22 protein-coding genes are annotated in these 23,360 nt (G+C 62.9%); 17 read left to right on the top strand and 5 right to left on the bottom strand.

Translation table 11 applies throughout. The features are described 5' to 3' along the window. Positions 1 to 6: 6 nt before the first annotated feature. The 12 genes from GYH35_RS28540 (at position 7) to GYH35_RS28485 (ending at position 11,121) form a co-directional block, all read left to right on the top strand. Positions 7 to 1,200: an ABC transporter permease gene (locus tag GYH35_RS28540; protein ID WP_235936877.1), complete on the top strand. Its 1,194-nt coding sequence runs from the start codon at positions 7 to 9 to the stop codon at positions 1,198 to 1,200. 119 nt (positions 1,201 to 1,319) lie between these two features. Then, positions 1,320 to 2,312 carry an acetoin utilization protein AcuC gene (locus GYH35_RS28535; RefSeq protein ID WP_202624816.1) on the top strand — a complete coding sequence of 331 codons (993 nt, stop codon included), beginning with the start codon at positions 1,320 to 1,322 and terminating at the stop codon, positions 2,310 to 2,312. 135 nt (positions 2,313 to 2,447) lie between these two features. Continuing rightward, positions 2,448 to 3,710 (top strand): serine hydroxymethyltransferase, encoded by a 1,263-nt coding sequence (glyA, locus tag GYH35_RS28530; protein ID WP_161811463.1) that lies wholly within the window; start codon positions 2,448 to 2,450, stop codon positions 3,708 to 3,710. 33 nt (positions 3,711 to 3,743) lie between these two features. Then, on the top strand, positions 3,744 to 4,253 hold the full coding sequence (gene nrdR / locus GYH35_RS28525) for a transcriptional regulator NrdR (protein ID WP_161811464.1): 510 nt from the start codon (positions 3,744 to 3,746) through the stop codon (positions 4,251 to 4,253). A gap of 2 nt (positions 4,254 to 4,255) precedes the next feature. Next, on the top strand, positions 4,256 to 5,422 hold the full coding sequence (gene ribD, locus GYH35_RS28520; protein WP_202624814.1) for a bifunctional diaminohydroxyphosphoribosylaminopyrimidine deaminase/5-amino-6-(5-phosphoribosylamino)uracil reductase RibD: 1,167 nt from the start codon (positions 4,256 to 4,258) through the stop codon (positions 5,420 to 5,422). An 83-nt stretch (positions 5,423 to 5,505) separates the two neighbouring features. Continuing rightward, positions 5,506 to 6,093 carry a riboflavin synthase gene (locus GYH35_RS28515; protein WP_161811465.1) on the top strand — a complete coding sequence of 196 codons (588 nt, stop codon included), beginning with the start codon at positions 5,506 to 5,508 and terminating at the stop codon, positions 6,091 to 6,093. 7 nt (positions 6,094 to 6,100) lie between these two features. After that, positions 6,101 to 7,207, top strand: a complete 1,107-nt coding sequence (ribBA, locus tag GYH35_RS28510) for a bifunctional 3,4-dihydroxy-2-butanone-4-phosphate synthase/GTP cyclohydrolase II (protein WP_161811466.1) — start codon at positions 6,101 to 6,103, stop codon at positions 7,205 to 7,207. A 110-nt stretch (positions 7,208 to 7,317) separates the two neighbouring features. Next, positions 7,318 to 7,794, top strand: coding sequence for a 6,7-dimethyl-8-ribityllumazine synthase (gene ribH / locus GYH35_RS28505; RefSeq protein ID WP_129642925.1), 477 nt, complete (start codon positions 7,318 to 7,320; stop codon positions 7,792 to 7,794). Beyond that, positions 7,794 to 8,252: a transcription antitermination factor NusB gene (gene nusB / locus GYH35_RS28500; RefSeq protein ID WP_161830212.1), complete on the top strand. Its 459-nt coding sequence runs from the start codon at positions 7,794 to 7,796 to the stop codon at positions 8,250 to 8,252. The genes ribH and nusB overlap by 1 nt, the downstream gene beginning before the upstream one ends. Positions 8,253 to 8,284: 32 nt before the next feature. Further along, positions 8,285 to 9,250 (top strand): thiamine-phosphate kinase, encoded by a 966-nt coding sequence (gene thiL, locus GYH35_RS28495; protein ID WP_161811468.1) that lies wholly within the window; start codon positions 8,285 to 8,287, stop codon positions 9,248 to 9,250. An 11-nt stretch (positions 9,251 to 9,261) separates the two neighbouring features. Beyond that, complete coding sequence (locus tag GYH35_RS28490; protein WP_161811469.1) at positions 9,262 to 9,738, top strand: phosphatidylglycerophosphatase A family protein; 477 nt, start codon at positions 9,262 to 9,264, stop codon at positions 9,736 to 9,738. A gap of 69 nt (positions 9,739 to 9,807) precedes the next feature. Then, a complete protein-coding gene (locus GYH35_RS28485) occupies positions 9,808 to 11,121 on the top strand; it encodes a serine/threonine-protein kinase (protein WP_161830211.1) in 1,314 nt (437 codons plus the stop codon). Positions 11,122 to 11,191: 70 nt separating this feature from the next. On the opposite strand, the gene GYH35_RS28480 is transcribed toward GYH35_RS28485, so the two are convergent. The 5 genes from GYH35_RS28480 to GYH35_RS28460 all read right to left on the bottom strand — a co-directional run bounded on the left by GYH35_RS28480 (position 11,192) and on the right by GYH35_RS28460 (position 15,996). After that, positions 11,192 to 11,734: a hypothetical protein gene (locus GYH35_RS28480; RefSeq protein ID WP_161830210.1), complete on the bottom strand. Its 543-nt coding sequence runs from the start codon at positions 11,732 to 11,734 to the stop codon at positions 11,192 to 11,194. A 57-nt stretch (positions 11,735 to 11,791) separates the two neighbouring features. Then, positions 11,792 to 12,625, bottom strand: a complete 834-nt coding sequence (gene folE2, locus GYH35_RS28475; RefSeq protein ID WP_161811472.1) for a GTP cyclohydrolase FolE2 — start codon at positions 12,623 to 12,625, stop codon at positions 11,792 to 11,794. A gap of 141 nt (positions 12,626 to 12,766) precedes the next feature. After that, positions 12,767 to 14,659: a 1-deoxy-D-xylulose-5-phosphate synthase gene (dxs, locus tag GYH35_RS28470; protein ID WP_161830209.1), complete on the bottom strand. Its 1,893-nt coding sequence runs from the start codon at positions 14,657 to 14,659 to the stop codon at positions 12,767 to 12,769. Positions 14,660 to 14,741: 82 nt separating this feature from the next. Beyond that, complete coding sequence (locus GYH35_RS28465; protein WP_161830208.1) at positions 14,742 to 15,692, bottom strand: polyprenyl synthetase family protein; 951 nt, start codon at positions 15,690 to 15,692, stop codon at positions 14,742 to 14,744. Between the two features lie 4 nt (positions 15,693 to 15,696). Further along, positions 15,697 to 15,996, bottom strand: coding sequence for an exodeoxyribonuclease VII small subunit (locus GYH35_RS28460; protein WP_161811475.1), 300 nt, complete (start codon positions 15,994 to 15,996; stop codon positions 15,697 to 15,699). A 216-nt stretch (positions 15,997 to 16,212) separates the two neighbouring features. On the opposite strand from GYH35_RS28460, the gene GYH35_RS28455 reads away from it, so the two are divergent. The 5 genes from GYH35_RS28455 to parC all read left to right on the top strand — a co-directional run. Further along, positions 16,213 to 16,629 (top strand): rubrerythrin family protein, encoded by a 417-nt coding sequence (locus GYH35_RS28455; RefSeq protein WP_129642934.1) that lies wholly within the window; start codon positions 16,213 to 16,215, stop codon positions 16,627 to 16,629. Positions 16,630 to 16,766: 137 nt separating this feature from the next. Then, the gene (locus GYH35_RS28450) at positions 16,767 to 18,149 is read left to right on the top strand and encodes a heterodisulfide reductase-related iron-sulfur binding cluster (protein WP_161830207.1); all 1,383 of its coding nucleotides are present in this window, start codon (positions 16,767 to 16,769) and stop codon (positions 18,147 to 18,149) included. After that, positions 18,139 to 18,741, top strand: coding sequence for a DUF3501 family protein (locus GYH35_RS28445; protein ID WP_161830206.1), 603 nt, complete (start codon positions 18,139 to 18,141; stop codon positions 18,739 to 18,741). Before GYH35_RS28450 ends, GYH35_RS28445 begins: the two co-directional genes overlap by 11 nt. A gap of 444 nt (positions 18,742 to 19,185) precedes the next feature. After that, positions 19,186 to 21,075 carry a DNA topoisomerase IV subunit B gene (gene parE, locus GYH35_RS28440; protein WP_129642937.1) on the top strand — a complete coding sequence of 630 codons (1,890 nt, stop codon included), beginning with the start codon at positions 19,186 to 19,188 and terminating at the stop codon, positions 21,073 to 21,075. A gap of 43 nt (positions 21,076 to 21,118) precedes the next feature. Next, a partial coding sequence (parC, locus tag GYH35_RS28435; protein WP_161811478.1) for a DNA topoisomerase IV subunit A occupies positions 21,119 to 23,360 on the top strand: 2,242 nt, incomplete at its 3' end.

Here is a 23,360-nt window from a genome sequence, read left to right as displayed (position 1 = left end):
CCAGGCATGAGGATTGCGACCCAGATCGCGGCGGTGACTTTGCTGAATCTGCGCACGCTTCCCGAGCGCATCGGCAATTCGCTGGTCGTCGTCATCGGCATTGCAGGAGTCGTTGGCGTGCTGCTGGCGGCGCTCGCGGTCGCCAGCGGCTTCAGACAGACAATCGCCAACACGGGTCGGACGGATCGCGCCATCGTGTTGACGAGGGGCGCGCCCTCGGAGTCGGCGAGCACGGTGTCCCGTGAAAGCCTGATTTCGATCGCGAGCGCGCCGGGCGTTGCAATGAATGCAGCGGGTAAGCCGCTCGTATCGGCAGAGCTGCTCGCGATGGCGCTGCTGACCAAGCAGGCGGACGGCTCGGACGCGTTTGTCACGATTCGCGGCGTCGGGGCGGAAGCATTCGGGATCCGGCGCGAGATTCGGCTCGAAGAGGGCAGAATGTTTCAGGCCGGGTTGCGCGAATTGATCGTTGGCCGGTCGGCGCAGCGGCAGTTCGCTGGCCTGAACCTGGGAGATCGGGTGAGATTGAGCGATGGCGACTGGACCGTCGTCGGTGTGTTCAGCAGCGGCGCCGATTCTCGCGAGTCGGAGCTCTTTGCAGACAGCGGCGCATTGCTGTCCGCCTACCGACGCAACGCGTTCAACAGCGTGACGGTTCAGCTGTCATCGGAACGTTCCTTCCTGCCGTTCAAGGATTCGCTGCTGCAGAATCCGCAGCTGGTCGTCGATGTCTGGCGGGAAGATGAATATTTCTCCTCTTTGTCGCAGCCGCTGAATCGCATCCTCAAGCTGGTTGCGTACGGTATCGGATTCATCATGACGATCGGCGCCACGTTCGGTGCGCTGAACACGATGCACTTTGCAGTTCGAGCACGGAGCGTGGAGATCGCCACTCTGCGCGCCATCGGCTTCAGCGGCGTTGCGATCGTCGTTTCGATCCTGGTGGAGGCGGTGCTGCTGGCCCAGCTCGGAGCGCTCATCGGCGTGACGATCGTTTATGTTGGATTCGATGGACGGACGATCAGCACCATTGGCGATACCGTCGGCAACAATCCTCAGCTGGTGTATTCGCTGGTCATCGAGCCGGCGCTGGTGGTGCTCGGCATCGCGTTGGCCGCTGCGATCGGTCTGGTGGGCGGACTCTTGCCGGGGATGCGTGCAGCTCGTTTGCCAGTGGCGGCGGCACTGCGAGAAAACTGAGCCTAAAATGACATCGATATCGCCGACCGGCGCCTATGGCTATCGTTGCGACGTTCCGGGTAGAGTGCGGCTTCCGTAGTCTTTGTGTGGATTCGATGTTTGCTCGGGGGAGTTTCGCCGTGACTGAGGCCAGCCGCAGCGTTCTGCTCGTCTCGGGCGACGAAATCGCCCGCTATGGTTTCGGCGACGGCCACCCGTTCGGAACCGACCGGCACGAAGCGTTCATGCGAGAGCTGCATAACTGCGGCATGGATGGCCGGGTCCTGCGGGCCAGCGCTCGGCCTGCCACCCGCGAAGAGCTCGAATGGTTTCATGCTCCGGCCTATGTCGACCTGGTGCGTGAGCGCTCGGCGACCGGTCATGGGTATCTGGACGCGGGCGACACCCCCGCATTCCGCGGGGTTTACGAAGCTGCCAGCAGTGTTGTCGGCGGCACGCTGACGGCGGTCGAGGCCGTCATGACCGGCAAAGCGCGGCGGGCGTTCATTCCCATCGCCGGTCTGCACCACGCGGCGCCCGAGCGGGCCGCGGGTTTCTGCGTTTTCAACGACTGCGGCGTGGCCGTTCACTACCTGCGACAGCGCCACCAGCTCCAGCGCATCGCCTACGTGGATATCGACGCTCACCATGGCGACGGCGTGTTTTATGCGTTCGAGGACGATCCGGATCTGCTGTTCGCGGACCTGCACGAAGACGGCCGGTATCTTTATCCCGGCACCGGCCATGCGAACGAGACCGGGGCGGGGCAGGCTCGCGGCACCAAGCTCAATCTGCCGTTGCCGCCCGGCGCGGACGACGACGAATATCACCAGGCCTGGGCGCGCGTCGAAGAGTATCTGCTCGCCGGCCGGCCCGAATTCATCCTGCTCCAATGCGGCGCGGACAGCCTGGCCGGGGATCCGATTACCCATCTGCGCTTCAGCGAAGCGGCCCATGCGCACGCCGCGGCCCGGTTGTGCGCCATCGCCGACCAGCTCGGCCATGGCCGTGTCGTCGCCATGGGCGGCGGGGGCTATAACCGCCGCAATCTGGCCCGGGCCTGGACCCGGGTCGTCGAATCCTTCCTGGACAACGAAGAGCAGCTGGAAACGGCCCATCGGGAAGCCTCCTGAGTTCCGGAGGCCCTCAATCGCCGTACGGCTCGGACCGAGATATGGCCTGCAGCTCCGTTCCGAGCCATACGGCGATTGAGGGCCTCTTATTCTGGGCTTTCCCGTACAATCGGCGCCCCCACTGCCGAGGTATCCATGTTCCCCGCCAACGCCAACATCGCCGGTTTCGACCCGGAGTTGCAGGCCGCGCTCGACGCCGAGCGTGCCCGCCAGGAAGCCCATATCGAGCTGATCGCGTCCGAGAATTACGCCAGCCCCCGCGTCCTCGAGGCGCAAGGCTCGGTGCTCACGAACAAGTACGCCGAAGGGTATCCGGGCAAGCGCTATTACGGCGGTTGCGAGCATGTGGACGTGGCCGAGCAGCTGGCCATCGATCGCGCCAAGAAACTGTTCGGCGCCGCTTATGCCAACGTGCAGCCGCATTCCGGCTCGCAGGCCAATGCCGCCGCCTATCTGGCGCTGATCAACCCGGGCGACACCATCCTCGGCATGAGCCTGGATCATGGCGGCCATCTCACGCACGGCGCCAAGGTCAATTTCTCGGGCAAGCTGTTCAAGGCCGTGCAGTACGGTCTGAATCCCGCGACCGGTGAAATCGACTACGACCAGGTCGAGCGTCTGGCGCAGGAACATCGTCCGCGCCTGGTTATCGCCGGCTTCTCCGCTTACTCGCGCGTCATCGATTGGTCGCGCTTCCGCAAGATCGCCGACGGCGTCGGCGCTTATTTCCTCGTCGACATGGCTCACGTCGCGGGCCTGGTGGCGGCGGGTGTGTATCCGAGCCCGGTGGGCATCGCCGACGTAACGACCACGACGACGCACAAGACGCTGCGCGGTCCGCGCGGCGGTTTGATCCTCGCTCGCGAAAACGAAGAGGTTCAGAAGAAGCTCAACTCGCTGGTGTTCCCGGGCACGCAGGGCGGCCCGTTGATGCACGTGATCGCCGCCAAGGCGGTGGCGCTGCTCGAAGCATTGCAGCCCGAGTTTGCGACCTACCAGAAGCAGGTCGTCGCCAACGCGCGCGCCATGGCGGCTGCTTTCATCAAGCGCAACTACAAGGTCGTGTCGGGCGGCACGGACAATCATTTGTTCCTGCTGGATCTGATCGGGCGTGACATCACGGGTAAGGACGCGGACGCGGCGCTGGGCCGTGCTCACATCACCGTGAACAAGAACGCCGTGCCGAACGATCCGCGCTCGCCGTTCGTCACCAGCGGTCTGCGCATCGGCACGCCGGCGTCGACCACTCGCGGCTTCAAGGAAGCGGAAGTGACCGAAGTGGCGAACTGGATCGCCGACATCCTCGACGAGAATGGCAGCGAGGCCGCCGTCAACCGGACCCGGGCGAAGGTGGAAGAGATCTGCCGCAAGTTCCCGGTGTACGCGCAGTCGAAGTGACAAAGGACAGCCCGGCGGTTTCTTCGGCAGCATATGCATTGTCCGTTTTGTAATCACGAAGAAACAAAGGTCATCGATTCGCGGCTGGCGGGCGAAGGACAGCAGATTCGCCGCCGCCGCGAATGTTTGAAGTGCGGCGAGCGCTTCACGACCTTCGAGACCGCCGAGCTGGTCATGCCTCGCATCATCAAGAGCGACGGCAGCCGCGCGCCGTTCGATGAGCAGAAGCTGCGCAACAGCTTGCTCAAGGCGCTGGAAAAGCGGCCGGTGTCGAGCGAGGCGCTGGACGCCGCCGTCGTGCACATCTGTCACAAGCTGCGTGCGCTCGGCGAGCGTGAAGTGGCCGCGCGACAGATCGGCGAGATGGCGATGGAAGAGCTGCACTCGCTGGATGAAGTCGCGTACGTGCGGTTTGCTTCCGTGTATCGCAGCTTTCAGGACGTGGATGCGTTTCGCGAAGAGATCGAGCGCATGCGTGCTCGCGTTCGCGATACCGAAGGGCAGCTGCCGCTGTGGGCGGGCGGCGAAGCCAAGAAGAAATAGCCGTGTTTTCATCTTTCGACGAACGGACGATGCAGCGGGCGATCGAGCTCGCGGCGCTCGGCCGTCACACGACCCCGCCCAATCCCAGCGTCGGTTGTATCGTCACCCAAGGCGAACGCATCGTCGGCGAGGGCTGGCATCGCAAGTGGGGCGAGCCGCACGCCGAACCTTTGGCGTTGCAGGCGGCCGGCGCCGAGACGAAAGGCGCGACGGTGTATGTCACGCTCGAGCCGCATTCGTATCAGGGGCGTACGCCGCCGTGCACGGATGCGTTGATTGGCGCCGGTGTGCGGCGTGTTGTCATCGGTGTGCTCGATGCGAATCCGAAAGTGAGTGGCGACGGCGTGCGTCAGTTGCAAGCAGCCGGCATCGAGGTGCAGGTCGGCTTGCTTGCCGATGCTGCGCGCGAGCTAAACCTGGGGTTCGAGAAACGCATGATCACGGGCCGGCCGCGCCTGATTGTGAAATCCGCGATCAGCCTCGATGGGGGCATCGCGCTCGCGAACGGTCAGAGCAAATGGATCACCGGCACTGCGGCACGCGCCGATGTGCAGCGTCTGCGCTCGCGCATGAGTGCGGTGATGACCGGCATCGAGACGGTGCTGGCCGATGATCCGCAGTTGAACGTTAGAGATCCGTCGATCGACATGCTCGGCCGCCAGCCGCTGCGAGTCGTTCTGGACAGCAAGTTGCGCATGCCAGCGACGGCGGCGATGTTGAAGCTGACGGGTGAAACGCTGATTTTCAGCGGCGCCCCATTAAGCGATGTTTCAGCATCGGTCGCGGGCAAAGCAGGATCGCGGCCGGCGAACGCTGCTTCTGTCGCGCACGAACTGCGGCAGGCCGGAGCGGAAATCGTCGCCGCCGAGCTGGACGCCGACGGCCGCATCGACCTCGATTTCGTGCTGGCCGAGCTCGGGCGCCGTATGTGCAACGACGTGCTGGTCGAGGCCGGGCCGACGCTGGTCGGGCGAATTCTGCAGCTCGGCCTGGCCGACGAGATAATCGCCTACGTCGCACCCGTGCTGCTCGGGCCGGATGCGCGCGCCATGGCAGATCTGCCGGCACTACAGACGCTGGAGCAGGCGCAACGATATACAATGCATTCGGTCGACCGGGTCGGCGACGATGTGCGTTTGACGCTGCGCCGGCGCCCCGAGGCGCCATAGTCATTCTTTATCGGCGGCGGCTCGAAATGTTTACCGGAATGGTTCAGTCTGTCAGCGCAGCCAATATTCATTAATTATTGCTCATGTTTACCGGCATCGTTCAATCTGTTGGCGAAGTACGCGCCGTCACGTCGCGGGGCGGAGATGTTGAATTGCTCATCGGCGCGCCCGGCCTGGATCTGAAATCCGTCGCCATCGGCGATAGCATCAGCTGCAGCGGTTGCTGTCTGACCGTGACGCACATCGAAGGCGATGCGTTTGCCGCGGACGCCTCGTTGGAAACATTGAACGTGACGACGCTCGGCCAATGGCGCGCCGGCCAGAAGCTCAATCTGGAAAAGGCGCTGTGCGCCGGCCAGCCGCTCGGCGGTCATTACGTGACGGGCCATGTCGACGGCATCGCCAGCGTCACCGAACGAGTCAACGACGCGCGCTCGATCCGCGTGCAGTTCGAAGTGCCGCAGCAGCTCGCTCGTTACATCGCCCGCAAAGGCTCCGTTTGCATCGACGGCGTCAGCCTCACGGTGAACGACGTCGACGGCGCGAAATTCTCCGTCAACCTGATTCCCCATACGCTCGAAGTCACCACGTTGAACGAGTACCGCGCCGGCACGCGCGTGAATCTCGAAGTGGATATCATCGCGCGCTACCTCGAACGACTGAACGCTTGAGACTCGCATGAAGCTGAATTCAATCGATGAGATCCTGGCCGACATCCGTGCCGGCAAGATGGTCATCATCATGGACGATGAGGACCGCGAGAACGAGGGCGACCTGGTCATGGCGGGCGAGTTCGTCCGGCCCGAAGATGTGAATTTCATGGTGCGCTACGCGCGCGGCCTGATCTGTCTCACGCTGACTCGCGAACGCTGCAAACAACTGCGTCTGCCGCTGATGGTGAGCGAGACCCACATCGATCATCGCACCAACTTCACGTTGTCCATCGAAGCGGCCGAAGGCGTGACCACCGGCATTTCGGCGCACGATAGGGCGGCCACGATTCGCGCGGCCGTGCGTAAGGAGGCGAAGCCGGAAGATCTGCGTCAGCCCGGTCATATCTTTCCGATCATGGCGCAGCTTGGCGGCGTGCTCACGCGTGCCGGTCACACCGAAGCGGGCTGCGATCTGACGCGCCTGGCCGGCCTCGAGCCGGCGGCCGCGATCGTCGAGATCTTGAACGACGACGGCACCATGGCGCGCCGTCCGGATCTGGAAAAGTTTGCCCAACAGCACAATCTGAAGATCGGCACCATCGCCGACTTGATCCGCTACCGCCTGGAAAAGGAACGTTCGGTGGAGCGCATCTCCGAGCAGCAGGTGCAGACCGAGTTCGGTGCGTTCCGCATGTACTGCTACGAAGATCACGTGAATCGCACGGTGCATCTGGCGCTGGTGGCAGGCGAGCTGTCCAATGCCAAGCCGCCGCTGGTCCGCGTGCATTTGAAGAACACGTTGGGCGATGTGGTCGGCATCCACGATCCGGCACTGGGCTGGCCGTTGCGCTCGGCCATGGCCCGCGTCGCCAAGGAAGGCAATGGCGTGATCGTGATCCTGCGGCCCGAGGAAACGGCTCGCGATCTGATGGATGCCGTGCAGGCCATCAACCACACGGATGCGGCCAATACGCCGCGCCGTGTCGGCCCCGAAGTGCTGCGAACCTACGGCATTGGCGCCCAGATCCTGCGCGATCTGGGCGTGAGCCGGATGCGGGTGCTGTCGGCGCCGAAGCAAATGCAGGGCTTGTCGGGCTTCGACCTGGAAGTGGTCGAGTACGTCCACGGCTGAGGCCAGCCGCGGGCGTCAGTAGGGGAAGAGGGGCTTAGTGCATCCTAGGCCCGAGAGGCCTATTTCCGTATACTTCGCCCCCCATCTCCGGCGCTGCCCGCGTGTATTCCATGGATTCCATCAAGACCCTCGAAGGCGACCTGCAATGTCGCGAGCTGCGCTTTGCCATCCTGGCGTCGCGCTTCAACGAGTTCATCGTCGATCAGCTGGTGAAGGGCGCGGTCGACTCGCTGCGTCGCCATGGCGCCAGCGACAAGCAGATCGAGATCGTGCGCGCGCCGGGTGCGTTCGACCTGCCGGTCGTCGCCCGCAAGCTCGCACTGAGCAAGCGCTATGACGCCATCATCGCGCTCGGCGCCGTGATCAAGGGCGCCACCGCGCACTTCGATTATGTCGCAGGTGAATGCGCCGGCGGTCTCGCCCGGGTGGCAAACGACACCGGCATTCCCGTCTCGTTCGGCGTGCTCACCACCGACACGATCGAGCAGGCCGTGGAGCGCGCTGGAACCAAGGCAGGTAACAAGGGTAGCGACGCGGCCGTGACCGCGATCGAGCTCGCCAATCTGTTGCGCAAGATCGAAGCTTGATGACTGACGAGGCTCCCAAACAAATCGCCCGTGGCACCGGCTCTCGCGCGCGTTCGCTCGCCCGCAAGCTGGCGATGCAGGCGCTGTATCAATGGCAGCTGACGCAGCAGGACGCCGTCGAGATCAAGCAGCAATATCTGGAGAGCGAGGATTCGGCGGGCGTCGATGAGGATCATTTCGTCGAGCTTCTCACCCAGGTCATTGCGCGGCATGAAGAGATCACGACCGCGTTGAAGCCGTTCGTCGATCGTCCGCTGGAGCAGCTCGACCCGGTCGAAGCCGCGATCCTGATGATCGGCATGTACGAGCTGCAGCGCCGTCTGGATGTTCCCTATCGGGTGGTGATCAACGAGGGCGTCGACCTGTGCAAGCGCTTCGGCGCCACCGACGCGCACAAGTACATCAACGCCGTCCTGGACCGCGCCGCCCGCGAGATTCGCGCCGCCGAACGGCAATAGCAGCCGCTTCGAACTGAGGCTACTCTCTGCTCATGAGCCTCGGAGAATTCGACATCATCGCTCGTTACTTTGCCCGCAGCAGCGGGCGAGGCGACGTATTGCTCGGTGTCGGTGACGATGCGGCCGTGCTCGACACGCACGCGGGCCGCAAGCTCGTGGTTGCGATGGACACCATCGTCGAGGGCGTTCATTTTCTGGCCGACAGCGATGCAGCCGATGTTGGTTATCGCGCGCTCGCCGTGAACCTGAGCGATCTCGCCGCGATGGGGGCCGAGCCTGCCTGGATGACACTGTCTTTGTCGCTGCCGCGTGCGAATGAACAGTGGCTCAACGGTTTCGCGACCGGGTTGTTCGAGCTGGCGGATGAATACAACGTCGCGCTGGTTGGCGGCGACACCGTGCGCGGACCGTTGGTGATCACTGTGCAAGTCGCCGGCTGGGTCGAATCCGACGCGTGGCTCACGCGGTCGGGGGCGAAGCCCGGCGACCTGTTGTTTGTTTCAGGAATCCCCGGGGAGGCGGCTGCCGGCCTGGCGGTGATTCAGCGACACATTCTGGGCGGCGAGCCCGGGGCCTTTCTCACTCATCGTTTCCTTCGACCGCGCCCCCGAATCGAATTGGGCCGGCAGTTGCGAACCGTAGCAACGGCGGCCATGGATGTTTCCGATGGCCTGCTGACCGACCTGAAGAAACTTTGTGCTGCGAGTGGGGTAGGAGCGCAGCTGAATGTCGACCTGTTGCCTGAGTCCGCGGCCATGCGCGAGTTGTTCGAAGCAGACGATGGATTGCAGTACGCGCTCGCCGGTGGCGACGACTATGAGCTGCTGTTTACTTTGCCGGCCGAACGGGCGGCCACGGTGTTGAGCACGCTGCAGCTTCAGCAACGGGTGACGCAAATTGGCGTCATTACGGTCGATACGGAGGTGGTGTGCTTGCGGAACGGCCAGCCGTTCAGGATCAAGCGCGCGGGCTACGATCATTTCGCGGCCGGCGACTGAGGGCACGCGGCATGAAATGGTCAGCCCAGCCGGCTCTGATGCGCGACCCCGTGCATCTTTTCGCATTTGGCTTCGGCAGCGGGCTGAGTCCGTGGGCGCCGGGCACGTTTGGGACCTTGATCGCCATCCCAATCGTGCTTTTTGTGATGCAGTTTGGATTCGCCGTGCATCTAGCTTTCGCCATCCTGGCCGCTATCTTCGGTATCTACGTGTGCGGCGAGAGCGCGAAGCGGCTCGGCGTGCACGATCATCCTGGTATCGTCTGGGATGAGATCACCGGCTTCGCCGTCACGATGTTGACGGTGCCGGCCAAGACGTACTGGGTGGTGGCCGGGTTCGCTTTGTTCCGGCTGTTCGATATCTGGAAGCCCTGGCCGATCCGCGAGGCTGATCACAGTCTCTCTGGCGGGCTGGGAATTATGCTAGATGACGTTATTGCAGGCATTTTCGCGGCAGCGATCTTGCTAGGAATTCGATACATCCTCTAATACACAGCGCCTCTTGAGGCGCCGTGTAGTAACGACAATAGTCAATCGACCAGAGTCAGTGAGCCCGAAGTGAGCCCGAGCAGTGAGATGGGCAGTCTGATGGCACAGCGCAGCGCCACACGCGAACAGCGCATTCCCGAGAAGATCGGGAAATATGTCATCGTCAAGGAAGTCGGTCGCGGCAGCACCGGCGTCGTCTACCTTTCTCACGATCCTTACTACCGCCGCGACGTGGCGATCAAGGTCTACAACCTCGAGTCGCACGACGAAGATCGCGCGCGCGTCACGCGCAAGATGTTCCTTTCCGAAGCGCACATGGTCGGTATGCTCCAGCATCCGAACATCCTGCCCATCTTCGACGCCGGCGAGGAAGACGGTCACTACTACATCGTCACCGAGCACGTGCACGGCGCGCGCACGCTGTCGGCTTACTGCAAACCGGACAACCTGCTGCCCGTCGATGACGTGGCGGAGATCATGTACAAGTGCGCCAAGGCGCTGCACTACGCACACAGCCGCGGCGTCATCCATCGCGACATCAAGCCGTCGAACATCATGCTCACGCAAGCCAATGACGTGCGCATCATCGACTTCGGCATCGCGCTGGTCGCCGATTCCGATATCTCGCGCATCGAAGGCATCGCCGGCAGCCCGTCGTATATGTCGCCCGAGCAGGTGCAGTCGCTGGAGATCACCAACCGTTCGGATCTGTATTCGCTCGGCGCCGTGCTGTATGAAATGTTGACGGGCTTTCGTCCGTTCCGCGGCGGCAATCTTTCCAAGCTGCTGCATCAGATCGTTTATGCCACTGCGCAGCCGATTCACGCGTTGCGCCCGGATATTCCTGAGGTGCTGGAGACTTCGGTCGCCAAGGCGCTGCAGAAGGATCCGGCCAAGCGCTATCGCAACGGCCTGGAGCTGGCGGCCGATCTCACGCGCGTCCACCAGGCGCTGCGCGATGGCACGTCGAAGCTGGATCGCCAGGAACAGTTCTCCATCCTGCGCACGCTCAAGTTCTTCCACGACTTCTCTCAGTCGGAGATCCTGGAAGTGCTGCGCGCGAGCACGTGGCAGGACTACGACCAGGGCGAGGAGATCGTCAAGGAAGGCGAGATGGACGATCGTTTCTACGTCATCGTCTCCGGCAGCGTCGCCGTGATGCGCGCCGGCAACCTTGTCGGCCAGCTCGAAGCGGGCGATTGTTTCGGCGAGACCAGCTACGTGCGCGGCGCGAAGCGTCTCGCGACGATCAAGGCGCTGAGCGGTGTGACGCTCATGAAAGTGAGCTCAACGTTGCTGGAGCAGAGCTCGGCGGCGTGTCAGCTGCGCTTCAACAAAGTGTTCCTGCGCAGCTTGATCAGCCGACTGCAAAGCGCCAGCTGATAACGCCGCGGCACTGTCTATTCAAAAAAACCGGGCTCCGCCCGGTTTTTTGTTTTCAATTGCAGGGCACTCACAAGCCGGCGGCTTTCATCAGTGCCGGCACGACTCGCTCGAGATGTTGGCTGACGATAGGTTCCACTCGGAACAGCCGGGGCTCGCGAGCAAAGATGCCTTCGAGCGTGTGCGCCACTTCTTCCAGAGGATTGTTCTCGTACCCGCCGCCGACGAGGTGTCCGAGCGCGTACGCGAGCATGAAGCGATCTATCCCCAGAATCTGGCACTGGATCGTGTGCACCAGCTCATGGAAGTGCAGCGACTCATCCCTCGCTCGTGACCTTTCGACGAAATAGACATCGCCATACGTCACGCCGGCGCCGTTCATCTGTTCGAAGTCGGAGAACTGGTGTAACCCAAGTGTGGTCAGGGGCGGCTTGGGAACTACATCCACTTCGACCACCGACGCCCGCTTCAGAGTCTCGGCATCGAAATAATGCGCCAGCCTCGCAAACCCCAGTGAAGTCAGCGGGCGCGCCACCGGCCGATGGTCCTCGACCGTGGTATCGATCCACTTGCGGATGGCGGGCAGGCGGCTCTGAAGCGCTGAGATATCCATACAGGGTTTATGCCCTGTGAGGAAACGGCTTACAAGGCGCTAAGGTCCGATGGCCTGTTACAGCCCGACCACTTCGTCCTTGTCGTTTTCGATCAGCGCGTAGGCCGAGTGATTGTGGATGGACTCGAAGTTCTCCGCTTCGACCACGTAGGCGCGGACGCGGGCTTCGTTGTTCATGCGGACGGCGACGTCGCGGACGATGTCTTCGACGAACTTGGGGTTCTCGTAGGCGCGTTCGGTGACGTGTTTTTCGTCGGCGCGCTTCAGGATGCCGTAGACCTCGCAGGAAGCTTCCGACTCGGCGATGTCGATCAGTTCTTCCAGCCACATGTGACCGTCGACCTTGGCCTTGATGGTGATGTGGGAGCGCTGGTTGTGGGCGCCGTACTTGGAGATGTCCTTGGAGCAGGGGCACAGGCTGGTGGCGGCCACGACGACCTTGAGCCACAGCTCGGACACGCCGTTGTGAAGCTCGCCGATCAGCGATGCCTGGTAATTCATCAAGCTCTCGACGCCCGACACAGGCGCCTTCTTCATCACGAAGAACGGAAACTCCATTTCGATGTGGCCGGTCTGCGCGTTCAGCTTCTCGGTCATCTGGGCGAGGATGTCGCGGAACGATTCGACGGAGATCTCACGTTCGTTGCCGTGGAGCAGCTCGACGAAGCGTGACATGTGCGTGCCCTTGAAGTTGTGGGGCAGGGCCACGTACATGTTGAAGTTCGCGATGGTGTGCTGTTCGCCGCTGGAGCGGTCCTTCACCCGCACCGGGTGATAGACGTCCTTGATGCCGACCTTGTTGATCGGGATGCGGCGGGAATCGGCGCGGGCCTGCACGTCCTCGATGGAGGTCGGGGGCGGAGAGGCGACGCTTTTGGGCAATGTCGACATACAGGATTTCCGGACCGGGCCGGAGCACCGGCCTAAGGGCTCATCGATTTGGTCAGCCGCAGTATAGATCAAGGGGGCCGGAGGCCGTTCCCCCGCCCTGGAAATACTGAAATGCCAAAAGTGTGAGGTTCTTAGCCCGACTCAGCCGCCGACGGCGGTCAGGCGCTTCTCGCCCTGCCACCAGCGGGTAATCGCCGACTCCAGCGACGCCAGGTCCAGGCCGGCTGCTGCCAGGCAGTCCTCGCGGGAGCCGTGCTCCATGAAGCGGTCGGGGATGCCCAGGTTCAGGGTCGGTGGAATATGACCATGGGCGGCCAGGCATTCGGTAATGGCCGAGCCGGCGCCGCCCGCCACGACGTTCTCTTCGACCGTCACGATCGCGCGGTGATTGGCCGCGACACGCACGATCAACTCCTCATCCAGCGGCTTGATGAAGCGCAGGTTCACGACGGTCGCGTCGATCTTCTCGGCGATCCGTTCGCAGAGCGGGACCATCGCGCCGACGGCGAAGATCGCCAGCCCACTGCGGCCCTCGCGGCGGATCTGAGCTTTGCCGATGGGCAGGGCGCGCATCGTCTGTTCGATCGTCGCGCCTGGACCTTGGCCGCGCGGATACCGAACAGCGGCCGGGAGATTCGACTGCACGGCGGTGTACAGCATCTGACGGCACTCGTTCTCATCCGCCGGCGCCATCACGATCAGGTTCGGAATACAGCGCATGAACGACAGGTCATAACTGCCCTGGTGCGTGGCGCCGTCGCCGCCGACCAGGCCAGCTCGATCGATCGCAAATGTCACGGGCAGGTTTTGAATCGCGACGTCATGAATCAATTGATCGTACGCACGCTGCAGAAACGTCGAATAGATCGCGACCACCGGCCGCAGCCCTTCGCACGCCATGCCGGCAGCCAGCGTCACCGCATGCTGTTCGGCAATCGCCACGTCGAAGTAACGGGCGGCGAAACGTTTGGAATATTCGACCAGGCCGGAGCCCTCGCGCATCGCCGGCGTGATCGCGACCACTTTCGGGTCGGCCGCCGCCATGTCGCACATCCACTGGCCGAACACCTGAGAGTAGCTCGGGCCGCTGGCCTTCTCTTTGAAGATCACGCCGCTCTTGGGATCGAACGGGCCCGGGCCGTGCCATTTGATCGGATCGGCTTCGGCGGGCGCGTAGCCTTTGCCCTTGCGCGTGATCACATGCAGGAACTGCGGGCCTTTCAGATCCCGCAGGTTTCGCAGCGTCGCGACCAGCGCATTCACATCGTGGCCGTCGATGGGCCCGATGTAATTGAAGCCCATCTCCTCGAAAATCGTGCCCGGCAACACCATGCCTTTCATGTGCTCTTCGGAGCGGCGCGCCAGCTCCCACACGGTCGGCATGCGGCTCAGCACTTTCTTGCTGCCTTCACGCAGCGTTGCATACAACTTGCCGGACAGCACGCGCGCGAAGTAATTCGAAAAGGCGCCGACGTTCTCCGAGATCGACATGTCGTTGTCGTTCAGGATGACCAGCATGTCGACATCGAGGCTGCCGGCATGATTGAGCGCTTCGAACGCCATGCCGGCGCTCATCGCGCCATCGCCGATCACGGCCACGACGCGCCGATCTTCCTTCTTCGCAGCGGCGCCGATGGCCATGCCGAGCGCGGCGCTGATCGAAGTGCTGGAATGACCGACGCCAAACGTGTCGTATTCGCTTTCGCTGCGCGTTGGAAACGGCGCCAGGCCCTCTTTCTGTTTGATGGTGTGCAGCTGATCGCGGCGGCCCGTCAGCACCTTGTGCGGATAAGCCTGATGACCCACGTCCCACACCAGCCGGTCGTTCGGCGTATCGAATACATAATGCAAAGCGACCGTGAGCTCGACCGTGCCGAGGCCGGCGGCGAAATGGCCGCCCATCTGGCTGACGGTGTCGATCAGATATTGGCGCAGCTCCGTGGCGACCTGCGGCAGTTCGCTGGCCGCAAGCTTGCGCAGATCGGCCGGTGAGCCGATCGCTGCCAGCAACGGGTGAGGCGTGGCTGAATTCATGGCCGGCGAAGTCTACAGGAAACGGGGTGGGCGATTGCTGGCGCAGTCGGGGCAGGCGACGGATGAATTGTGGCGCCCAAGATCAGTATTTCCGCAGGACCAGCCAGTCCGACATCGCGGCGAGCGGCGCGCTCTGCAGGCCGGCCGCATCCAGCCTGGCCAGCGCCGACAGCGCCTGAGTGTGTAGCTCGTGCATGCGCTGACGCGACGGTTCGACGCCCGCGACGGAAGGGTAGGTTGGTTTATCGAGCGCGCGATCCGCGCCGGTGGCTTTGCCGATGACAGCGACATCGCCTTCGACGTCCAACAGATCGTCCTGAATCTGAAACGCCAGGCCGATGGCGCGAGCATATTCATCCAAGGCGCGGGTGATGTTTTCGGAAAGCTGTGGAGCGCAAGCCGCACCCATCATCACGCAGGCATGGATCAGCGCGCCGGTCTTGCGGACATGCATCTCCTCGACTTCGGCCAGCGAGAGCTTGCGACCGATCGCGGCGAGATCCAGCGCTTGTCCGCCCGCCATGCCATCGGTGCCGCTGGCGATTGCGAGCAATCGGACCAGCTTCAGTCGCATGCCGGGGTCGGCCGGCAAGCCGGGGCCGTCGGTGAGCAACTCGAACGCCAGACATTGCAGCGAGTCGCCCACCAGGATCGCCGTCGCCTCATCGAACTGTTTGTGACATGTGGGCCGGCCGCGGCGCAGATCGTCGTTGTCCATGGCGGGCAGGTCGTCATGGACCAGCGAATAGGCATGGATCAATTCGACCGCGCACGCGGCGCCGTCGAGTATCGATTCGGGAATGCCGAGCGCCGCGCCGGTTGCATAGACGAGCGCGGGGCGCACGCGTTTGCCGCCACCGAGCACGCTGTAGCGGATCGCTTCGTGCAGACGCTTCGGTTGAATGTCCGTTGCCGGCAGTCGCGCCGACAATTCACGCTCGATGCGGGCCTGCCAATGTTGGAGCTGAGCTGCGAAATCGGGGTGCCGGCCCGCGGTGGGCGAGGGCTGGACTGCGCTGGATTGGACCGCCATGCGGTTAACGCTCGTCGTCCGTGTCCGTGTCGAACGGAGCCGCGGCGAACTCACCCTCGGCGCCGCTACGTCGAAGGAGAATCTCCACTTTCTGCTCGGCCTGCTTGAGCGCACTCTGGCAGGAGCGCGTCAGTTGTACGCCGCGCTCGAAGTGACGCAGCGAGTCATCCAACGACAGATCGCCCTGCTCCAGCTTGTCGACGATGGCTTCGAGCTCGGCCAGCGAGCGTTCGAAGTCGGCGGTGGGCTCGACGGCGGTTTCGGCGGAAGGGGTTTTGCTGGTCACGATGGGCGTGGGCGTCATTGGCGGCGCGGCAAGCTTATAGCTTCTTGGTCGGCTGCGACAGTTGCTCCCGACCGCGTTCGCGGCGTTGACTCCGCGAGCAGCCAGGACTAGATTGACATTGATTAGACTATGTCTAATGGAGCTTGTTCAGTGACCCTCGGTGACGGTGGGTCCGATCCCTACCGACAACGAGTTTCGCCACTTCCTACCCGCCGGCAATTGAGGTGAGCTGCAATGAAGAGTCTGAAAGGTACGAGCACCGAAAAGAATTTGAAGGACGCGTTTGCGGGCGAATCCCAGGCAAACCGTCGCTATCTTTATTTCGCAGCCAAGGCGGACGTCGAGGGCTTCAACGATGTCGCCGCGGTCTTCCGCTCGACTGCCGAGGGTGAGACCGGCCATGCCCATGGCCACCTCGAGTATCTCGAGGCGGTGGGCGATCCGGCCACGGGCCTGCCGATCGGCCCGACCGGCGCGAATCTGAAGGCGGCGATCGCCGGCGAGACGCACGAGTACACCGACATGTACCCGGGCATGGCCAAGCAGGCCCGCGACGAAGGCTTCGAGGAGATCGCCGACTGGTTCGAAACGCTGGCCAAGGCCGAGCGTTCGCACGCCAATCGCTTCCAGAAGGCGCTCGACACGCTGTAATCGCCCGCTCGCGAGTACGGTTGAATCCATGAAAGCCGGCCGGCAGGGAGATCTCTGCCGGCCTTTGGCTTTAGGGATCGCGCGTTTCAGTCGTTTCATTTGCTTCACTCAGTCCCAGCCCTTCGCCAGGTAACTGCGTGTCCGAACCAAAAAATACAACCGCCGCCCGCGAAGGCAGCCTCGAAGCGCCGACGCGTCATCCGATCGCCTGGAAGGAGGCCGATTTCGGCAACGAAGCGTCGCTGTTCAAAGAGCTGGAGCGCGTCTTCGATATCTGCCACGGCTGTCGGCGCTGCTTCAGCCTGTGCAACTCGTTTCCCACCTTGTTCGACGCGGTCGATGAGTCTTCGACCGGTGAAGTGGATGGCGTCGACAAGAAGGTCTACTGGGACGTCGTCGACCATTGTTACCTGTGCGACATGTGCTACATGACCAAGTGTCCGTACGTGCCGCCGCATCCCTGGAACGTCGACTTCCCGCACTTGATGCTCAGAGCGAAGGCATTCAAGTTCAACAACGCGCCGGCGGGCGCAAAACCTGTGACGGCGCGCGACAAGATTCTGAGCGCGACCGATCTGGTCGGCAGCATCGCCGGCATTCCGGTGGTGGCCGAAGCGGTCAACGCCATCAACAAAACCGACTTCGGCCGCAAGATGCTGGATAAGACGCTCGGCGTGCATCCGCAGGCGCCGGTCCCGGAATATCACAGCAACACGTATCGCAAGCGTCACGCCGCGAAGGAACATCCGACGTTCGATCCGAAGCCGGCCGGTGACACCCGCGGCAAAGTGGTGTTGTTTGCTACCTGCTACGGCAATCGCAACGAGCCGCAGCTCGGCGAGGATCTCACCGCTGTTTTCGAGCACAACGGCATTCCGGTCAGGCTCGCCGGCCGCGAGAAATGCTGTGGCATGCCGAAGCTGGAACTGGGCGATCTGAAAGCCATAGAACAGCTGAAGAACGAGAACATTCCGGAACTGGCGAAACTGGTGGACGAGGGCTGGGACATCGTCACCCCCGTTCCCTCCTGCACGCTGATGTTCAAGCAGGAGCTGCCGCTGATGTTTCCCGATGACCCCCAGGTCATCAAAGTGCGCGACGCGATGTTCGATCCGTTCGAATATCTGTGGGCCCGCCATCGTGAGAACCTGCTGAGCACCGACTTCCCGCACAAGCTCGGCAAGATCAGCTACCACGTGCCGTGCCACCTGCGCGTGCAGAATCTCGGGTTGAAGACGCGCGATGTGTTGATGCTGGTGCCCGGCACGCAGGTCGAAGCGATCGAGCGCTGCTCGGGGCACAACGGCACGTACGGCGTGAAAAAGGAATATCGCGACGTGTCGATGAAGATCGGCAAGCCGGTGATCCGGCGCGTCGGCGACTCGGGCGCCGACTACTATTCCAGCGACTGTCCGATGGCCGGCCACCAGATCGAGTCCGGCCTCCCCGGCGCCGACGCCGGCACGGCCACGCCGCCAGTACATCCGCTCACTCTGTTGCGGAGGGCTTATGGGATCTGATTCCGTGCAGCACGGCCGGTTGACCCGCGCCGATTTGATGAGCTTGGAGCAGTACTCGACGACGAGGAAGGAATTCCGCGGCCGCGTGCTCGATCACAAGCGCAATCGTTTGATCGCGATCGGGCCGAATGTGACCTGGGCGTTCGAGGACCGGCTCACCATTCAGTATCAGGTGCAGGAGATGCTGCGAGTGGAGCGCATCTTCGAGGCGGCCGGCATTCAGGATGAGCTGGATGCATATAACCCGCTGATCCCGGATGGCTCGAATTGGAAGGTGACGTTTCTGATCGAGTTCCCGGATCCGGAAGAGCGGAAGCAGCGACTGGCCGTGATGAAAGGGATTGAGGATCGCTGCTGGGTCCAGGTCGAGGGACTGGAGCGTTCATTCGCGATCGCGGATGAAGATCTTGAGCGTGAGAATGAAGAGAAGACGTCGTCGGTTCACTTCCTGCGCTTCGAGCTGAGTGCGGAGATGGCGTCCAAAGTGAAGTCAGGCTCGCCGGTCAAAGTCGGCATCGATCATCCGCAATACAACTTTGAAGTTCAGCTGAGTTCAGCGCAGCGGGACTCTTTGGCTCGGGACCTCGCTTAACTCGAGAGTCACGCGCGAACGCGCAGCTGACGTATCGGCGTCGTCGGGAGCGACCTGCCTCCTTCCGGCAGCTTTTCGGCACAGGGAAGGGGCCGAAACAGCAGGGCTCACCATGGGCTCGGCGGTGCCTTTCAGCGAAGCATGCTTCGCTCCGCCGAGCGGGTGTACATGGATGTACACCCTGGGCTTGTACGGAGCAGGACTGCGCAGTGCAATGGGACGCGAGGAGCGCAATGCGCTCCGGCGGGCGCCCGGTGCCGGAAGGAGGCAGGCCGCTCCCGGCGGCGCGAGCCACCGACGCCCTCCGGCCACGCCCCAACGCCAAGACGAGCCCGTCGCAACCCGCCGACGCTCCGAAATCCTGGGTGGATGTACAGCCGACCCTGCGTGCTATGATCCGCCGCCTCCAATTTCCGCCCCCTAACGAAATCAGCTCGTTACCCGATGGCACAATCGTATAACGCGTCCGACATTGAAGTTCTCAGCGGTCTCGACCCCGTGCGCCGGCGTCCCGGCATGTACACGGACACGAGTCGCCCCAACCATCTCGCCCATGAAGTCATCGACAACTCCGTCGATGAAGCCATGTCCGGCCATGCCAAGCGCATCGACGTCAAGGTGTACAAGGACGGCTCGCTGGAGGTCGCCGACGACGGTCGCGGCATGCCGGTGGACATCCACCCCAAGGAGAAGGTCAGCGGCGTCGAGCTGATCCTGACCAAGCTGCACGCCGGCGGTAAGTTCAACGACCAGAACTACAAGTTCGCCGGCGGCTTGCACGGCGTCGGTGTGTCGGTCGTGAACGCGCTCTCCAAGAAGCTGGAGACGTGGGTCAAGCGCGGCGGCAAGGAGTACCACATCGGTTTCGCCTCCGGTAAGGCGACGTCCAAGCTCAAAGTCGTCGGCGACGTCGGCGGTCGCAACACCGGCACGCGCGTGCGCTTCTGGCCGGACGCCAGCTATTTCGACTCGGCCGTGTTCTCCGTGCCGAAACTGAAGCATGTGCTCAAGGCCAAGGCGGTGTTGTGCCCCGGCCTGCATGTCACGCTGGAAGTCGAAGGCGGCGAGAAGGAAGAGTGGCAGTACTCCGGCGGCCTGAAGGAATACCTGACCGAATCGCTCGGCCAGGGCGAGTGGCTGCCGCAGGAATTGTTCGTCGGCAGCATCGAGGGCGAGAAGGAAGCCGTCGAGTGGGCGCTCGGCTGGCGCGTCGATGAAGGCACGCGCATCGAAGAAAGCTACGTCAACCTCATTCCGACCGAGCAAGGCGGCACGCATGTCAACGGCCTGCGCGTCGGCCTCACCGACGCCATCCGCGAGTTCTGCGAATTCCGCAACCTGCTGCCCAAGGGCCTGAAGCTGGCGCCGGAAGACGTTTGGGACGGCGTCACTTACGTGCTGTCGATGAAGATGAAAGAGGCGCAGTTCGCCGGTCAGACCAAGGAGCGTCTGTCGTCACGCGAGGCGGCCGCTTTCGTGTCCGGCATCGTCAAGGATCAATTCGGCCATTGGCTGAACCAGCATCCGGAGTCGGGCGAGAAGATTGCGCAGCTGGCGATCCAGAGTGCGCAGACTCGTTTGAAAGCGTCCAAGGCCGTCGCTCGCAAGCGCGTGACGTCCGGTCCGGCATTGCCGGGCAAGCTCGCGGACTGTTCTTCGGAGCAGCCCGAGCGCGGCGAATTGTTTCTGGTCGAAGGCGATTCCGCCGGTGGCTCGGCCAAGCAGGCGCGCGATCGTGAGTTCCAGGCCGTCATGCCCTTGCGCGGCAAGATCCTGAACACCTGGGAAGTCGACGCCAGCGACGTGCTTTCTTCTCAGGAAGTGCACCACATCGCCATCGCGCTCGGCGTCGATCCGGGCTCGGACAAGCTCGACGGTCTGCGCTATCACAAAGTCTGCATCCTGGCGGACGCCGACTCCGACGGTCAGCACATCGCCACACTGCTGTGCGCGCTGTTCCTGCGTCACTTCCGCCCGCTGGTGCTGGCGGGGCACGTGTACGTCGCGATGCCGCCGTTGTATCGGATCGACCTGGGCAAGCAGGTGTACTACGCGCTCGACGACGCCGAGCGTCAGGGCGTGATCGATCGGCTCGCGGCGGAGCATCCGCGCGGCAAGCCGACCGTCACCCGCTTCAAAGGTCTGGGTGAAATGAGCGCTCTGCAGTTGCGCGAAACAACGATGGCGCCCGAAACGCGCCGGCTGGTGCAGCTCACCGTCGACGCCAAGGACGAGGCCGACTCGACGATGGACATGCTGCTGGCGAAAAAGCGCGCAAGCGACCGCCGCGAATGGCTGGAGACGAAAGGCAACCTTGCCGAAGTCGTCCCCTGATCCGGCGCGCTTGCCCGTCATTCAATAAACATAGTTTGGACATATGCCCACGCAACCTCCTTTGAACTTTGAAGGCGTCGAGCGCCAGCCGCTCCGCACGTTCACCGAGAAGGCGTATCTCGACTATTCGATGTACGTCATTCTCGACCGCGCATTGCCGCACATCGGCGACGGCTTGAAGCCGGTGCAGCGGCGCATCGTTTACGTCATGAGCGAGCAGGGCTCGTGGCAGGCCGCGAAACACAAGAAAGCGGCGCGCGCCATCGGTGACGTGATCGGTAAATATCATCCGCACGGCGACTCGGCCTGTTACGAAGCCATGGTGCTGATGGCGCAGCCGTTCTCGTACCGTTATCCCCTGGTGGATGGCCAGGGCAACTTCGGTTCCTCCGACGATCCGAAATCGTTCGCCGCCTATCGTTACACCGAAGCGCGCCTGACCCGATATTCCGAGCTGCTGCTGTCCGAGCTGGGGCAGGGCACGGTCGAGTGGGTGCCGAACTTCGACGGCACGATGGAAGAGCCGAGGCTGTTGCCCGCGCGCGTGCCGAACATTTTGTTGAACGGCGCGACCGGCATCGCGGTCGGCATGGCCACCGACATTCCGCCGCACAACCTGCGCGAAGTCGTGAATGCCTGCATCAAGTTGCTCGAAGATCCGGACACGCCGCTGCGCGAGCTCATGAAAGATGTGAAGGGCCCGGACTTCCCGACCGGCGCCGAGATCATTTCGCCCAAGGCCGACATCAAACAAATCTACGAGACCGGCAACGGCACCTTCCGCGCGCGTGCGACGTACGAGCTGGAAGATGGCGAGATCGTCATCACCGAGCTGCCTTATCAGGTCTCGGGCTCGAAGATCCAGGAGCAGGTCGCGGCGCAGATCACCGCCAAGAAGCTGCCGATGGTCGAGAACATTCGCGACGAGTCCGACCATGAGCACCCGACGCGCATCGTGATCGTGCCGAAGTCGAACCGGGTCGACCTGGTGCAGGTGATGAATCATCTGTTCGCGACCACCGACCTGGAGCGCACCTATCGCGTCAATCTGAACATCATCGGCCTCGACGGCAAGCCGCGGGTGATGGGGCTGAAGGATCTGCTCGAGGAGTGGCTCAAGTACCGCATCGACACCGTCACGCGCCGCTTGCAGTGGCGCCTGGAGAAGGTGAAGTCGCGCCTGCATATCTTGGAAGGCTTGCTGGTCGCGTTTCTGAATCTCGACGAAGTGATCCGCATCATTCGTCGCGAGGACGAGCCGAAGCCGGTGTTGATGAAGCGCTTCAAGATCACCGAGATCCAGGCCGACGCGATTCTCGACACGCGCCTGCGCCACCTCGCCAAGCTGGAAGAAATGAAGATCCGCGGCGAGCAGGACGAGCTGGCGGCGGAACAGGACCGGCTCGATAAGCTGCTCGGCAGCAAGGCCAAGCTGAAGAAGCTGGTGCGCGACGAGCTGGAAGCGGCCGCGAAAGAATTCGGCGACGACCGTCGCACCAAGATCGTCGAGCGCGCGGCCGCCGTTGCGATCGACGAGACCGAGCTGGTATCGACCGAGCCGACGACGGTGATTCTGTCCGAGCGTGGCTGGGTGCGCGCCGCGAAAGGCCATGAAATCGATCCGACATCGATTTCATACAAGACGGGCGACGCGTTCCTGGCCGCTGCGAGGGGCAAGAACACGCAGCAAGCCGTGTTCCTGGATAGCACGGGCCGTACCTACACATTGATCGCGCATTCGTTGCCGTCGGCGCGTGGTAACGGCGAGCCGTTGTCCGGTCGACTCGATCCGCCGGAAGGCGCGACGTTCTCGGGCGTGCTCATCGGCGAAGCCGAAGAGAAGTGCGTGCTGGCGTCGGATGCGGGTTATGGCTTCGTCGTGAACCTCGGCGAGCTGCACTCTCGTAACAAAGCCGGCAAGGCCGTGCTCAAGGTGCCGGAGGGCAGCAAGTCGCTCGCGCCGGCGCTCGTGCCCGCCGATGAGAAAGCATTGATCTGCGCGACCAGCAGTGAAGGCAAGATGCTGGTGTTCCCGGTGAAGGACCTGCCGGAGCTGCCGAAGGGCAAGGGCAACAAGATCTTCGGCGTTTCCGGCAAGGGCGACGAGACCATGACGGCCATCGCCGTCATCACCTCGGCCCAGAACCTGGTGGTCTATTCCGGCGAGCGCAAGATGACCATCAAGTACGCCGACCTCAAGGAATACAAGGGCGAGCGTGCTCAGCGCGGCGCGGTGCTGCCGCGCGGCTGGAGAAAGGTCGATAAGCTGGACGTCGAGCCGGCCT

The organism is Steroidobacter agaridevorans (genome assembly GCF_009932555.1).
GTDB lineage: Bacteria > Pseudomonadota > Gammaproteobacteria > Steroidobacterales > Steroidobacteraceae > Steroidobacter > Steroidobacter agaridevorans.
The sequence above is the reverse complement of the archived record's forward strand: the minus strand, read 5'-3'. Positions and strand labels throughout refer to the sequence as shown.